This is a genomic window from Acinetobacter sp. XS-4, from assembly GCF_023920705.1.
Lineage (GTDB): Bacteria > Pseudomonadota > Gammaproteobacteria > Pseudomonadales > Moraxellaceae > Acinetobacter.
This window is the reverse complement of record NZ_CP094657.1, coordinates 512,247-526,368: the sequence shown is the minus strand read 5'-3', so window position 1 is coordinate 526,368 and position 14,122 is coordinate 512,247. Positions and strand designations below refer to the sequence as shown.

The 14,122-nt window shown below is 37.5% G+C and carries 18 protein-coding genes; 14 read left to right on the top strand and 4 right to left on the bottom strand.

What is annotated here, in order from left to right; translation table 11 throughout:
* The first annotated feature begins 88 nt into the window (after positions 1-88).
* Complete coding sequence (locus tag MMY79_RS02615) at positions 89-1,714, top strand: phospholipase D family protein (protein WP_252611776.1); 1,626 nt, start codon at positions 89-91, stop codon at positions 1,712-1,714.
* Here the strand turns inward: MMY79_RS02615 and MMY79_RS02610 are convergent, their stop codons facing one another.
* Positions 1,715-2,524: a lysophospholipid acyltransferase family protein gene (locus MMY79_RS02610; RefSeq protein ID WP_013196820.1), complete on the bottom strand. Its 810-nt coding sequence runs from the start codon at positions 2,522-2,524 to the stop codon at positions 1,715-1,717.
* 214 nt (positions 2,525-2,738) lie between these two features.
* Here MMY79_RS02610 and hflX point away from each other — a divergent pair, with 214 nt between their 5' ends.
* The 4 genes from hflX (at position 2,739) to MMY79_RS02590 (ending at position 5,698) form a co-directional block, all read left to right on the top strand.
* Positions 2,739-4,082: a ribosome rescue GTPase HflX gene (gene hflX / locus MMY79_RS02605; protein WP_252611774.1), complete on the top strand. Its 1,344-nt coding sequence runs from the start codon at positions 2,739-2,741 to the stop codon at positions 4,080-4,082.
* A gap of 33 nt (positions 4,083-4,115) precedes the next feature.
* Positions 4,116-4,487, top strand: coding sequence for a hypothetical protein (locus MMY79_RS02600; protein ID WP_005299915.1), 372 nt, complete (start codon positions 4,116-4,118; stop codon positions 4,485-4,487).
* Positions 4,488-4,497: 10 nt separating this feature from the next.
* The gene (locus MMY79_RS02595; protein ID WP_252611772.1) at positions 4,498-5,172 is read left to right on the top strand and encodes an LrgB family protein; all 675 of its coding nucleotides are present in this window, start codon (positions 4,498-4,500) and stop codon (positions 5,170-5,172) included.
* 82 nt (positions 5,173-5,254) lie between these two features.
* A complete protein-coding gene (locus MMY79_RS02590; protein ID WP_252611770.1) occupies positions 5,255-5,698 on the top strand; it encodes a DUF2147 domain-containing protein in 444 nt (147 codons plus the stop codon).
* 55 nt (positions 5,699-5,753) lie between these two features.
* On the opposite strand, the gene MMY79_RS02585 is transcribed toward MMY79_RS02590, so the two are convergent.
* From MMY79_RS02585 to pdxA, 3 genes are read right to left on the bottom strand one after another with little or no spacing between them, the layout of a single operon-like run.
* Positions 5,754-6,596: a symmetrical bis(5'-nucleosyl)-tetraphosphatase gene (locus tag MMY79_RS02585; RefSeq protein ID WP_252611768.1), complete on the bottom strand. Its 843-nt coding sequence runs from the start codon at positions 6,594-6,596 to the stop codon at positions 5,754-5,756.
* Entirely contained in the window at positions 6,597-7,409 is an 813-nt protein-coding gene (gene rsmA, locus MMY79_RS02580) for a 16S rRNA (adenine(1518)-N(6)/adenine(1519)-N(6))-dimethyltransferase RsmA (RefSeq protein WP_016140158.1), read from the bottom strand.
* Positions 7,410-7,432: 23 nt separating this feature from the next.
* A complete protein-coding gene (gene pdxA / locus MMY79_RS02575; protein ID WP_252611766.1) occupies positions 7,433-8,416 on the bottom strand; it encodes a 4-hydroxythreonine-4-phosphate dehydrogenase PdxA in 984 nt (327 codons plus the stop codon).
* Positions 8,417-8,589: 173 nt separating this feature from the next.
* On the opposite strand from pdxA, the gene rplM reads away from it, so the two are divergent.
* The 9 genes from rplM to MMY79_RS02530 all read left to right on the top strand — a co-directional run bounded on the left by rplM (position 8,590) and on the right by MMY79_RS02530 (position 14,090).
* On the top strand, positions 8,590-9,018 hold the full coding sequence (gene rplM, locus MMY79_RS02570; protein ID WP_003656097.1) for a 50S ribosomal protein L13: 429 nt from the start codon (positions 8,590-8,592) through the stop codon (positions 9,016-9,018).
* Between the two features lie 12 nt (positions 9,019-9,030).
* Positions 9,031-9,417 carry a 30S ribosomal protein S9 gene (rpsI, locus tag MMY79_RS02565; RefSeq protein WP_002048725.1) on the top strand — a complete coding sequence of 129 codons (387 nt, stop codon included), beginning with the start codon at positions 9,031-9,033 and terminating at the stop codon, positions 9,415-9,417.
* 174 nt (positions 9,418-9,591) lie between these two features.
* Positions 9,592-10,245 (top strand): glutathione S-transferase N-terminal domain-containing protein, encoded by a 654-nt coding sequence (locus MMY79_RS02560; protein ID WP_016140155.1) that lies wholly within the window; start codon positions 9,592-9,594, stop codon positions 10,243-10,245.
* Between the two features lie 6 nt (positions 10,246-10,251).
* A complete protein-coding gene (locus MMY79_RS02555; RefSeq protein WP_252611764.1) occupies positions 10,252-10,686 on the top strand; it encodes a ClpXP protease specificity-enhancing factor in 435 nt (144 codons plus the stop codon).
* A gap of 17 nt (positions 10,687-10,703) precedes the next feature.
* Complete coding sequence (locus MMY79_RS02550; protein ID WP_252611762.1) at positions 10,704-11,360, top strand: hypothetical protein; 657 nt, start codon at positions 10,704-10,706, stop codon at positions 11,358-11,360.
* Between the two features lie 340 nt (positions 11,361-11,700).
* Positions 11,701-12,060, top strand: coding sequence for a roadblock/LC7 domain-containing protein (locus tag MMY79_RS02545; protein ID WP_252611760.1), 360 nt, complete (start codon positions 11,701-11,703; stop codon positions 12,058-12,060).
* A gap of 83 nt (positions 12,061-12,143) precedes the next feature.
* Entirely contained in the window at positions 12,144-13,109 is a 966-nt protein-coding gene (locus tag MMY79_RS02540) for a hypothetical protein (RefSeq protein WP_252611758.1), read from the top strand.
* Between the two features lie 8 nt (positions 13,110-13,117).
* Positions 13,118-13,678 (top strand): ATP/GTP-binding protein, encoded by a 561-nt coding sequence (locus MMY79_RS02535; protein ID WP_252611756.1) that lies wholly within the window; start codon positions 13,118-13,120, stop codon positions 13,676-13,678.
* Positions 13,671-14,090: a roadblock/LC7 domain-containing protein gene (locus tag MMY79_RS02530; protein ID WP_252611755.1), complete on the top strand. Its 420-nt coding sequence runs from the start codon at positions 13,671-13,673 to the stop codon at positions 14,088-14,090. Before MMY79_RS02535 ends, MMY79_RS02530 begins: the two co-directional genes overlap by 8 nt.
* Positions 14,091-14,122 lie beyond the last annotated feature (32 nt).

Sequence of the window (14,122 nt, the reverse complement as noted above, 5' to 3'; positions counted from 1 at the left end):
TTCTATTGATTGCTAGTAATCAAATTCAATATTTATCTTTCAATATGCACGAATTATACTCTAGCTCACGTTATCGTATGTACTGATTATGGCACAATCCTCTCATTCCAAACAGCTTCAAACGAATCAACAAGCTAAAGGCTTTTTGATAAAAGCTTCTTTAGTCCTATGTTCTAGTTTTGCTGTGGGTTTGACAGGATGTAGTACTCTGCCAAAACATAGTGCTGAGCCATTAGAATATGCAAATGATATCGATACATCGGAGACTTCACTTGCTCAAATTGTCACGCCCTTACGTCAGCAAAATCCCAAGCTAACGGGTTACCATGTCTTAAATGATCCATTGGAGGCTCTAGCAGCCCGCCTAAGATTAATTGATAAAGCCGAAAAGACTTTAGATTTACAATATTACATTTGGGACAATGACAAAGTTGGTGCTTTAGCCTTGCACGCGATTATTCGGGCAGCTGATCGCGGGGTAAAAGTCCGACTTCTTATTGATGACAATAATGCAAAAAAAATAGAAGGGATTTTGCTCGCTCTCTCTCAACATAAAAATATTGAAGTGAAGCTTTTTAACCCGTACCGTTTTCGTAAATATCGTGCGATGGATATGGTTCTTGACTTAAAACGTATCAATCGCCGTATGCATAATAAAAGTTTTATTGCTGACAATGAGGTTGCTCTTATTGGCGGACGCAACATGACAAATCAATATTACAATGTAAGCGATAGTTATCAATTTTCTGATGTTGATGTAATGTTAGTTGGTGCTGCTGTTGATGACATTGTGAATTCGTTTGATGATTACTGGAACCATGAATATGCCTATTCAGTTCAAAGTATCGTAAGTCCTGAGCAACATCGTCTACGTTATGAAGGATTAAAAGAGCAACTCGAAGCTCACTACCAACTAGCAACTGTTCAAAACTTTTTAAACCTCACCGCAAAATCACATGCATTTGATCAATGGTTAAATCGCAGCATTCAATTCGACTGGGTCAAAGCAGAAGTCGTAAAAGACTCGCCTGATAAAATCAAATCAAAGGCTAAAAAAGAAGAGCACCTAAATTTCCAGTTAATTAACCATCTAGAAAAACCAGAAAGCAACGTTGATTTAATTTCAGCTTATTTTATTCCTGAAAAACAAGGTGCTAAAATTTTAAGCACACTTGCTAAAGAAGGCGTCGAGGTACGTGTTTTAACTAACTCGTTTAAAGCAAATGACGTTGCCGTTGTGCATGCCTTTTATGGGAAGTACCGTAAAGAACTTCTTAAGAACGGCGTACAACTTTATGAGTTTTTACCTACCCCCGATAAAAGAGATTTAAATAAAAATACTGATGAGCTTGCCACTAAAGCGAAAGTAAACATGAAAGGATTAAGCCGCTCAAGTTTACATACAAAACTGATGGCATTAGATGAACAGGTTTTTATTGGTTCATTTAATTTTGATCCACGCTCAGCTTATTTGAATACAGAAATTGGCGTAATTTTAGATAGCCCGTCGCTGGCTAAGACAATTCACCATACGATGGATGAGAATTTAAATAAATATGCTTATAAGCTAAAGCTTGACTCTAATAATCATATTTATTGGCAGCAAGAAACGCCCAATGGTCCTTTAATTTATAGACAAGAACCCGAGATGAAATGGTGGCAAAAAGCAGGCATGAAATTTCTTTCATGGCTGCCTCTTGAAGGATTTATGTAATTAATTTTTTGGCTTAAGTACTTTTTGATGTAGTTGAGCCAAGCCTTCTACCATTTTTTCTTGAACTTCACGCGTTAAACTCTTCACATCATGCCCTTCCACAGAAATTGGTGGCAAAGTTAACAAATGAGCTGTTACTTTCGGCATTTCAAGTACACGCTGAATATGTTCAGCAAATGACATGTCACCAATAAATGGCGCAACAGTATCTAATTGTCCATGACGGTTTACGTAACAAATTAAACAGACCTGCACTGGACGTTGAGCCTCAATAGCGGCACCAAGTAAACGACCATGTACTTTCTTGACAGAATGCCCATCTGTGGTCGTGGCTTCAGGGAAAAATAGTACGGGAATATTTTGTTTTAAAAATTCGGTAATCTGCTCACGAATTTTAACGGAATCACCAGACCCACGCTTAATAAATAAAGTTCCACCACCTTTAGCTAAATTGCCTAAAATGGGCCAATTTTCAATTTCAGCTTTGGCAAGAAAGAAAACACGAGCTCCTGAACCTAAAACAGCAACATCGAGCCAAGAAATGTGATTACTTACCCATAAAGCAGGTTCTCGAGGAATTGTTCCGTGTACTTCTACATCTAAGTTAAAAACCTGACATAAACGGCGGCAAAAATATTGAACGTAGCGTGTATTGACCGGATTATTAGGATCTTTATAAAGGCCGTGTCGATAAACTAAATAAAAACCTTCACTAATTGCGGCGGTAGCCGAAGTGACTTTTTTTCCGTACAAACCTATTTTTGATAATTTCTTTAACGTTGAATTAACTATACTTTGCGTTTGAGCCATAAAATTTCACTAACGATCAATCATTGTTATACCCATCTCGAGCATTCTATACGTTTCAGAATAAACTTGCATTGATGATAAAGAACGGCGAAAAAATAAATTCAGACACCTCTAACAGCATTTAACTAATCTAAAGGATAAGAACAAACGCTTTCCCCTTTTGTATAAGTTTCATCTAGAATAAAGTTTTCCCATTTTCAGGATTTACAACCACGTGGAATATGTTGATCGGCATCAAGGCGGTGAACGCACAATTTTAGTGAGTGTTTCAGTACAATTATTAGATGATCTGGATGCCGAAGAGTTTGCTCTACTTGCACAGTCTGCTGGTGCAGATATCCTTGAACATATTAAGGTTCAGCGAAATAAACCCAATCCTAAATTTTTTATTGGTTCAGGAAAAGTCGAAGAAATTGCAGAGCAAGTTCAGGAACTAGAAGCAAGCCTGGTGATTTTTGATCATGCTTTATCACCCGCTCAAGAACGGAATTTAGAAAGAATATTAAAATGCCGAGTCATTGATCGTACAGGATTAATTTTAGATATTTTTGCGCTGCGTGCCCGCACGCATGAAGGTAAATTACAAGTCGAACTTGCACAGCTGAAGCATTTATCCACCCGTCTTATTCGTGGTTGGTCTGCCGACTTTGAACAACAAAAAGGTGGTATTGGCTTACGTGGACCCGGTGAAACGCAACTAGAAACAGATCGTCGTCTCATTCGTGTGCGTATTGCCCAATTAAAAGATAAATTAGAAAAAGTACATCAAACGCGTATACAAGGACGGGCTGCAAGACAAAAGGCAGCCATTCCAACTGTGTCACTCGTAGGCTATACCAATGCTGGAAAATCAACTCTATTTAATATTTTAGCGAAAAGTGATGTCTACGCAGCCGACCAACTATTTGCAACACTCGACCCAACATTACGCCGTTTGGAATGGGATGGTATTGGTACTGTTGTGTTAGCAGATACAGTAGGTTTTGTACGAAACTTACAGCATGATTTAATTGAATCATTCAAAGCAACACTTGAAGAAACCCTAGAAGCCACACTTTTACTACATGTCATTGATAGTAATAGTCATGACATGCTTGATCAAATTGAAGCAGTTGAAGGGGTATTAAAAGAGATTGGTGCAGATGCTCCAGTACTTCGGGTGTACAACAAAATTGACCTGAGTGGTGAAGAGGCCAAAATTGTTTATGCTGAGCCACATGTACCAGATCGAGTTTATGTTTCGGCTCACGCTGACCTTGGTCTAGAGTTACTTCAAAAAGCAGTACAAGAATGTTTAATGGGGCAAATTCAAAAGTTTTCTCTAATTCTTAAACCTGCTTATGGCAAATTTCGCACACAGCTTTATGCCTTAAATGTAATTGAGTCTGAACACTACGATGATGCAGGCTTATTACATATTGATGTACGTATTGCACCACATAAGCTAGAAAAGCTTATTCGCCAAGCAAAACTGCCCTTAGAAGAAATCTTGGGAGAACACGCTAATCAATTTAAGCGACCATTGGAAGAGTTTGAAATCAAGGGCGAGATCAGTTAAAACTCGATAAGTAAACTTTTAGAGATAAAAAATATGGATAAGATCAAAAGTATAGACTGGACAGCATGGGTAGCAACATTACTACTCATTATTGGTTTTCGTGAAGGCTCTGTCATCGTCATGCGTGCTTTTGGTCATCCAGAATTAGGTAATCTGGTCGGGTTAATCAGCTTACTCACTGTTTTGATTATTTGGAGAAAGTTCAAAAAAATCCCTCTTCGAATAGTTGATACGAATAATAAAATCATGAAAGAAAGTGGTTTTGCTTTTTTACCTGTTTGTGCCGGCTCCTTAATCATGTTGGTGCATATGGGAAAAGAAATTCCACTATTCCTTTTTGTTTTAGTGGTCAGCACCCTTATACCTTTGTGGGTCTATGCAAAAATGGCAAAACGTTGGTTATAAGGAGAATAAAATGTTTACGATTTTCTATGGTTTTTTGATTACACTCATTGGTTATCTGTGTGCAAAACCTTTAAACCGACGTTTTCCACAAGTTCCACTTTTAGTTTTCGGCATGTTCATTGTCATTGCATTACTTTCAGTTTTACAAGTTCCTTATGAACAGTACCGCCTTTATGTGAATGACTTATTTGGTCATTTATTGGGGTATGTGACTGTAGCCTTAGCCATTCCTTTAGCTGCAATGCGTTACGATGACCTTCCAATTAAATCAGTCATTGGTATTTTACTTTTTGCAAGTATTAGCGCCGTAGCTTTGCCTATGGGCCTTGCTTATTTATTGCATATGTCGGAACCTACAATTCTTGCATTTGCAACCCGTGCGGTAACCACTCCAATCGCCCTGAATATCGCAACGTTATTGCATGCTCCTGAAACGCTGGTAACTCTTATTGTTATTTTATCTGGCGTTATTGGAGCAGCGTTTTCACCATTTTTACTTAAACATATTCATGATGAAAGAGCATCAGGTTTAGCCTTAGGTTTAGCTGCGCATGCCATAGGAACAGCTCAAGCTTGGCAACGCGGACCAGTTGCAGGTCGCTACGCTGCATTTGGTATGGCATTAAATGGTGTATTTACTGCAATTTGGCTGCCGACATTCATGTTATCTTTTGGAATACATTGATTAAAAAGTAGTTTAAATAAACATTGAACCAGTTAACAATTAGAAATAAGATGATCTTTCAAAGTTAAAGGGATTTTTAATTATGGGGAAAGTTTTTATTGGAGCTATGCTCTTATTAGGGATTAATACTGCTACATTTGCAGCAGATATTACAGGTCTTTGGCAAACAATTGATGATAAGACAAGTGCTCCAAAAGCACAGGTAGAAATACGAAAAGAAGCAAATGGAACCTATGCTGGAAAAATCGTTAAAGTTACCCCTCGTCCGGGTTATACCCCTAAAGAGATTTGTGATAATTGCCCAACACCATATAGCAATAAACCAATTTTAGGATTGGATATTGCAACGGGTTTAAAGCGAACAGATGGTTCTAATTACACAGGTGGGAAAATTTTAGATCCTAATACTGGTAAAGTTTATGGACTTAAAGCAAAACTTAACGCAAGTGGTAAACTTCTCCATCTGCGTGGATACCTTGGGGTTTCAGCATTAGGCCGTAACCAAATATGGATACGTGTAGAATAGTTAAAAAAAGCCGCTTATGCGGCTTTTTTATTTTCACTCATGAAAAGCATTGCTTTTACATTTGCGCAGGATTATCGACAGCAAAAATTTCCTTATCTTCAAGACGATAAGCCATTAACTTTCTGCCCCAAACACAGCCGCCATCAATATTCTGGATTTGCTCATTGATGCTTCTACCTTCTAGTGCAGCCCAATGACCAAAAATAATCTGATGAGTCTCAGCAGCTTTACTTGGAAATTCGAACCAAGGTAAATAGCCTTCTGGCATTGGCGCATCTAGAGCATCTTTAAAGCTGAACTCTAAAGCCCCTTCTGCGTTGGTTAAACGCATGCGGGTCAAATAATTAGTAATACAACGTAAACGAGCTGAACCCGTTAAGTCGTCTTCCCACAAATCTGGTTTTGAGCCATACATTTCTGCCAAAAAGGCATCCAATACAGATAGATCTTGATGTGAGAGTACTGCTTCAACCTCTTTTGCAAGCGTTGCAGTTTTTTGGGCATCCCAAATGCAAGGTATACCTGCATGAGTAAGAATTGTGTGTTCGTTCGGGAATAAACATAAAGGTTGTTTACGCAACCAGTCGATTAACTCATCGCCATCAATTGCATCAATAACGTCCTGTGTGCGATCTTTTTCTTTAATCTCTTTTAAACCACGCGCGCCAGCAACTAAAGTCAGATCATGATTTCCGAGTACAGTTGCAGCAGCACCACGATCAGCAAGTTTTTTAACAAAACGTAAGGCACCTACTGAGTTTTCACCACGAGCAACCAAATCACCTGCAAACCACAAAAAATCTTGGTCTGGATCAAAACGTATTTCTTTAAGTAAGGCTTTCAGAGCTTCAAAACACCCTTGTACATCGCCAATCACATAATTAAAACGTTTAGTCATTTATCCCACCATTTGATCGGCTAAAGCAACAAATTGAGCAAGTGTTAAAGTTTCAGGACGAGCCATCGGATCAACACCTGCTTTTTCAAAACCATCTTCGGCGATCATACCTTTAAGACTATTTCTTAGGGTTTTACGACGTTGAGTAAATACATGACCAACCAACCGAGCTAAAGCTTTTTCATCTTTTGCAATAATTGGTTTCTGTTCATATGGAACAAGGCGGAAAACAGCACTCGTTACTTTAGGTGGCGGATTAAATGCGCCAGCTGGCACTTCAAATAAAAACGTAGGTTGGCAATAGTACTGAATCATTACCGACAAGCGACCATATTCTTTTGTATTTGGTTCGGCAGTAATACGTTCAACTACCTCTTTTTGCAGCATAAAGTGCATGTCTTTAACTTTGCTGCCAAATTCCAAGAGATGAAAAAGTAATGGAGTTGAAATGTTATAAGGTAAATTACCAACCACACGTAATGGTCGACCATCTTTTACCAGCTCGTTAAAATCATATTTTAATGCGTCAGCTTCTATAATAGTTAAACGTTCAGGATGTGGAACGCGTTCTGGTAAGCCTGCCGCTAAATCACGATCTAGCTCAACCACTGTTAATGCATCACACTCTCCAATTAAAGGAGAAGTTAAAGCAGCCAAACCAGGACCAATTTCAACAACATTTTCACCCGCACGCGGATTCACCGAGCGCACGATTTTGGCAATGACTCGCTGATCATGTAAGAAGTTTTGACCAAAACGTTTACGAGCTTTATGCCCTTCATCTTTCGGGTTTAGGGCATTAATTTGATACATATAACATTTCCAACATGAAAAATTTAGCTCGCTGCTAAAGATAAAGCTAAATCGACAGCGACATTTAAACTTGAGCTTTTTGCCAAGCCGGTCCCAGCCAAAGACAATGCAGTGCCATGATCGACCGAAGTTCGGATAAACGGCAAACCCAATGTAATATTGATGGCCTCACCAAACCCTTGCGATTTTAACACAGGTAAACCTTGATCATGGTACATCGCAAGTACAGCATCAGCATTTTTAAGATGCTCAGGGGTAAATAAGGTATCTGCAGGTAAGCTTAGGCTCATTTTAACTCTTTGAGCCCGATAAGTTTCGAGTACCGGATTAATGGTATCAATCTCTTCATGCCCTAAATAGCCATCTTCGCCCGCGTGAGGATTTAAGCCACACACTAATATGCGCGGATCAGTAATCTTAAATTTAGTTTTTAAATCATGTATTAAAATATCAATGACTTGATGTAACCGCTCTTTGGTAATTGCATCGGCAACATCCCTTAAAGGCAAATGTGTAGTTGCTAAGGCAACACGCAGAGTTTTGGTTGCAAGCATCATGACGACGCGCTCTACCCCTGCAAACTCCTGATAATATTCAGTGTGACCACTAAACAAAATGCCTGCATCATTAATGACGGACTTTTGCACTGGTGCCGTAGCCACCCCAACACTTTTACCAGACATTGCATAATCAGCTGAACGACGTAATTGTTCTAAAACATAAGCCGCATTAGCTGAGTTTAACTGGCCATCAATAACTGCTGTTTCTAAAGGCACATGCTCTATATAAAGCTCACCCAAAACCGATGATTCAGCTTGTCCCGTATATTCTACAAGTTGAATATTTATCCCGAGTTTTTGGGCACGTTGTTCTAATAAATTTCGGTCACCCAAAATAACAACAGGGCGCTCATCAACTCGCTTAGCCAAGCTCAAGCAAATATCTGGACCAATACCAGCCGGCTCACCGGAAGTGACATATAAAGGCAGCACAATCACCCCAGACACATAATGAAAATTTATTTGATTTTAACATATCCCGCATTCATCGGTTTATGGATTAAATTATGTGGCTTAAACTGGATTTTTCTTGTGACTTTGAACAAACTCGTTTAGAATGCTCGCTCCTTTTGTTTGGACAGATTCCATAGTCCAAACCAACTATAATAGGTAGTGGTTTAATGAAAACTCTCAGCGCTAAGCCAGCTGAAGTTCAACATGACTGGTATGTTGTTGATGCTTCTGGCAAAACTTTAGGTCGCCTTGCGACTGAAATCGCTCGTCGTTTACGCGGTAAGCACAAAACTTCTTATACTCCTCACGTTGACACTGGCGATTACATCGTTGTGATTAATGCTGAACAAGTTCAAGTGACTGGTAAAAAAGCGCTTGATAAGAAATATTATCGCCATACTGGTTTCCCTGGTGGTATCCGTGAGACTAACTTCGAGAAGTTAATTGCTCACAAGCCTGAAGCTGTTCTTGAAAAAGCAGTTAAAGGCATGTTACCAAAAGGTCCTCTTGGTTATGCAATGATCAAAAAAATGAAAGTGTACGCTGGTACTGAGCATCCGCATGCTGCTCAACAGCCACAAGTTTTGGACATCTAAGGGATACAGCACATGGCTACTAATTATGGTACAGGTCGCCGTAAGACCGCAACTGCACGTGTTTTCTTGTCAGCTGGTACAGGCAAACTCGTTATTAACAACCGTACTTTAGAGCAATATTTCGGTCGTGAAACTGCTCGTATGGTTGTTCGTCAACCTTTAGAACTTTTAGAAGTTACTGAAAAGTTTGACCTTTACATCACTGTTAAAGGTGGTGGTATTGGTGGTCAAGCTGGCGCGATCCGTCACGGTATTACTCGTGCACTTATCGCTGCTGACGAAACTTTAAAACCTGTTCTTCGTCAAGCTGGTTTCGTTACTCGTGATGCTCGTGAAGTTGAACGTAAGAAACTTGGTTTACGTAAAGCTCGTAAGCGTCCTCAATTCTCTAAACGTTAATTCGTTTACCGAGTTGGACAAAAAGCCTTGGATTTTTCCAAGGCTTTTTTATTATGAAAATCGAACAATAAAATGCAAACTTATAAATATAAACAAACTATCTCGTTAGAACCGTGATTTCCGAGAGCATTTTTAGTATCCTAATCGATTCACTCAACCACGTCGTCTTGTGATATGTCGGTCGAAAACACCTCTATTCAGGGGATTACCCTTTACAGTCATGCTGATGATTTCCGTTCTCACTGGATTCGTTTCTTATTAGCAGAAAAGCAAATCAAATATCAATTGATCGTAACTGACCATGAAGACGAAGATTTGGCAAGTTTAAATCCATATAACCAATTGCCGATGTTGGTCGAGCAAAATCTTAAACTATTTTCAGCACCGATTATTGCTGAATATTTAGATGATCGTTATCGCCAAAGTAAGCTTTACGCAGATGCTCCAATGATGCGTGCAGAGCAGCGTCAATATATATGGAGACTTGAGAATGACTGGTTCAAGTTAGCAGATCACATGTTAAAACATGCTGATTCTTTAAATGTAGAACAAAAGCAAAAAGCACAAAAAGAATTACGTGAAACTTTAATTTCACTTACTCCCTTATTTCAGCATTTTCCCTATTTTATGTCTGAGCATTTCACAATCTTGGACTGTATGCTTGCCCCTATCTTTTTAAGATTAAATAGCATGGGAATCGATTTACCTAAACAGCACTGCCGGCCGATACTTTTGTATTGTAAACGTATCTTTGAGAGGCCTTCTTTTGCTAAATCAATGACGGCTCAAGAGAAAAACCGTTACAATGAACTATTAAATATGGAATAGTGTGATATGTCTGAGCAAACTATTGATTTAACCCCTACACGTCCTTATCTTGCTCGTGCAATCTATGAATGGATTTGTGATAACCAGCTTACTCCTTATCTATTAGTGGATGCGACACAGCCACATACCGATGTTCCACAGCAATTTGTTAAAGATGGCCAAATCGTTTTGAATATCGTACCTCATGCTGTTCATCAACTTATTATCGGAAATGAAGCCATTACTTTTTCTGCCCGTTTCGGGGGGGCGTCAAAAGATATTTATGTACCTATTCAGGCTGTTTTAGGTATTTATGCACGTGAAAATGGACAAGGTTTATTCTTTGATCCTGAAGAATATGCCAATGTAGTGCCTGTAGAAAATACAGTAGAGTCAGAAGTACAAGAAGCTATTGAAACAACATCGACCAAGAAAAAACCAACGTTAAGAATTTTAGATTAAATTTAGAGGAAGAAAGCATGGCATTTGATTTAGTCCAATACTTTGCTGAGCAGATAAAAATTCAAAAGCCTCAGCTTTTAAATCAATATCCAGTTAATGAAAAAAATAAACTGATTGATGAAGTAAATATTCTTACGCTTGGAAAACTGATTAGTTTGTGGCGCCAAGATGATAATAAGATTTATCATGAAATCAAAGCTGCAGATCCGCTTTATATTCAGGAAGTTGCTCGCCATTTAACAACATCTAAGCATAATCAGTCGACTTTAAAAAATGCAGAACTCGAACAGAGTATTTCTGAAATTTTAACTTTGCAGTTAGCAGAACTTAACCAACTCGATGAAACAGGTGGCTTTGGGCATAATGGCTTAAAAGAATTAATTTTAGGTCAAGTAGAACATTTATCAGGTCAGGCAGAAGATTGGGTTTGGTCAACAAACCACCTAAATGAGTTAATTGGTTCTAAACCTGTGGAACAAGAAGAGCTATCATTGGATACAACAATGAAGGAGTTCAACCAAATGGTTCACCAAGCCCAACCTCATCATGATGATCTGCATATTGACGAACAAGCTGCCGAGGTTTCTGTACCTACATGGTCAAAGATTATTGCCCCTGTTGTTGCTTTAGCAATTTTGGGTTACCTCTATTGTATTTATACACAGCTCGTTTAGTTTGATCATTATTATAAAAAAGGGGGAATTAAATATTCCCCTTTTTATTGATTAAAATTAGTATATTTTATTAATCAATATTGTATTAATATTCTATTACAATTATCTTATCTAAATTTTAAAATATATAATGTAAACCTCAGCACAGTATTAAAAGTATAATGCAAGACTAATCTTATAATGTCTTTTATAGTCTGACATTTTCTGTCACTTATTTCCCAAAACTAAAACCTAGTACTTTACTTGATGAATTGACTTCAATTTGTTCAGAAATATAATGAATTTCAACTACTTTTTAAAAAGTAGTAAATATAATTTTAGAATCCAGAGAGATAAAAACATGGCTAAACTTTCTTTAGATAGCTTAACTGAAATTGATGGTTTTATTGCTTCTGCACTTGTTGATTCAGAAAGTGGGTTATCACTTGCAACACAAGGTGGTGGGGAAATTGATTTAGAATTGGCTGCTGCTGGAAATACAGAAGTAATTCGCGCAAAGCGAAATATCGCTAATGCTTTGAATTTAAATGATAATATTGAAGATATTTTAATTACCTTAGGTAAGGCTTACCACCTAATTCGCCCCCTAGAAAGTAATAATAATTTGTTCCTTTACTTAGTGCTTGATCGTACCAAATCGAATTTGGCTATGGCTCGTCATGAGTTAAAGTCATTTGAAAAAGAGCTAGACTTTAGCTAACTAATCTAAGATGTGCTTTTTATATTTATTATAAAAAGCACATTAAAACTATTATGTTATTCAATAAAATTTAATGTGATACTATGGATAGGAATTGCATAAATATTGCCACTTCTGGTTTAAGTTTGAAAGTTCTAGATGAATTAAAAACTTTAATCAGAAATTTAATATCTCATCAGTATGGTATTAATTGGGTTAATATTTCTAATACTCATATTGATTTATTATTAATTAACGAAAGCTTTTTTGATTCAGATAATATTCAAAATATTCTTCAAAAGAAAAAATGTCCTTATTTAAAAATTACTAAAACTCCTTCACAAAATGGATATCAACTTGATGAACATACCCTGCATCTACCGCTAGAAAAAGTAGAATCTCTATTAGACTGGCTACAAATAAACCTATTATCGTATTTAAACCAGAAGAGCACTACTGTAGTTTCAGATTTACCAAATGAGCCCCTACTCATTGATGATCATTTTATAAGAAATTTGCACAGTCCAGAAAATGCCAGACTACACATCTTTGATGACAAAGGTACTCTCGCTATTATTGATAATAGGACGCAAATTGCGTGGTTAGAACCATCACGCCAACTCACACGAACTAATCAAAGCTTTGATTTCACTTTTGCTAAAACCTCCGACTTCACCAAAGTGTCTCGTAAAAAAAACTACTATTTACAGGACTGGTTGTGGAATCTGATTTGGCATTCAAAAAACTTTGAAAATCTAGCTACAGCGGATAGATATTTTAAAATTGATCATTGGCCACAGCCCTACCAAAAAGAATATAGAAAAGTGAGCCTACAACTCTCTGCATGTTTTATACAGGGAGCAAAAATTCATGAGGTGGCTAAACAGCTTAACTTATCAGTTGATGACGTCTTATGCTTCGTTACAGCTTGTTTAATAGCCAATAATGGAAGATTTGTTTCGGCAAATAAATGTTCTTACGAACCCAATTCTCATTTAGAAAATTCAAATATAGATAATCATTTTTTTAAAAATTTTATAGGGAAGATTAGACGGCGTTTTGGTCTTTAAGGTAAGTTATGATTATACAGCAATACAAAATTGTCTTTGCAGGTAGTATGGGGGCAGGTAAAACAGAAGCGATTAAATCGCTATCTGAAATTCCAATTTTGGGAACTGAAGCATTTAATACCGATGTACAAAGCCACCAGAAAACCCAAACCACTGTAGGCATTGATTATGGTGAAATTACATTAGATGATGGAGTCAAAATTGGACTCTATGGAACACCCGGACAAAGCCGTTTTGATTTTATATGGTCGGTCATTTGTGAAGGTGCAATCGGTATTATTTTATTATTAGATCATAATAGTGCTAATCCAATTGCCGAGCTAGAAAGCTACTTAGAAACCTTTAAAAATTATAATGATAATATTGCAATTGGCATTACTCATGTTGATGAAAATAAAGAATCTTCTCTTCAGCAATATCGTAACTGGATAAAAGCAAATGAATTAACTTATCCATTATTTTTCATTGATGCGCGAGAGCAAGAACAAATTTTAATGATGGTTGAGTCATTAATTGCCTCGCTTGAAGTAAAAGTAGGCTTAACATCTCAGGGGAACAATCATGCTTAGTATTCCAGTTCAAAAACGAACAGCACCAACGCAATTGCTACAACTCGCAAAAAGTGAAGCTTATAATATTTTAATGAATACGCGTGGTGTAGATTTTGTGATGATTTGCTCTTCTGATGGTTTTGAATTGGCGATAGTAAGTCATAAAAACTATCATAACACCACCAAATTAGCAGCGGTGAGTAGCTCAATTTTGGCAATGGTCACTGCATTTTTAAAAGAGATTCAACTCACTGGCTGTAATAACATTACCTTAGATGCAGATAATGGCAAGGCCATTCTGACGGCTATTCCAGCAGTTCATCACCCTATGGTGATGGTCACTTTAAGTAATAAAGAGGTTCTTTTGGGACAGTTACTTTATAGCCTAAAAAAAGCAAGTCAGTTGATTGCAGAGGCCGATGGAGAATAAATTACAAGTCTTCATTTAAATAAATGCCACCC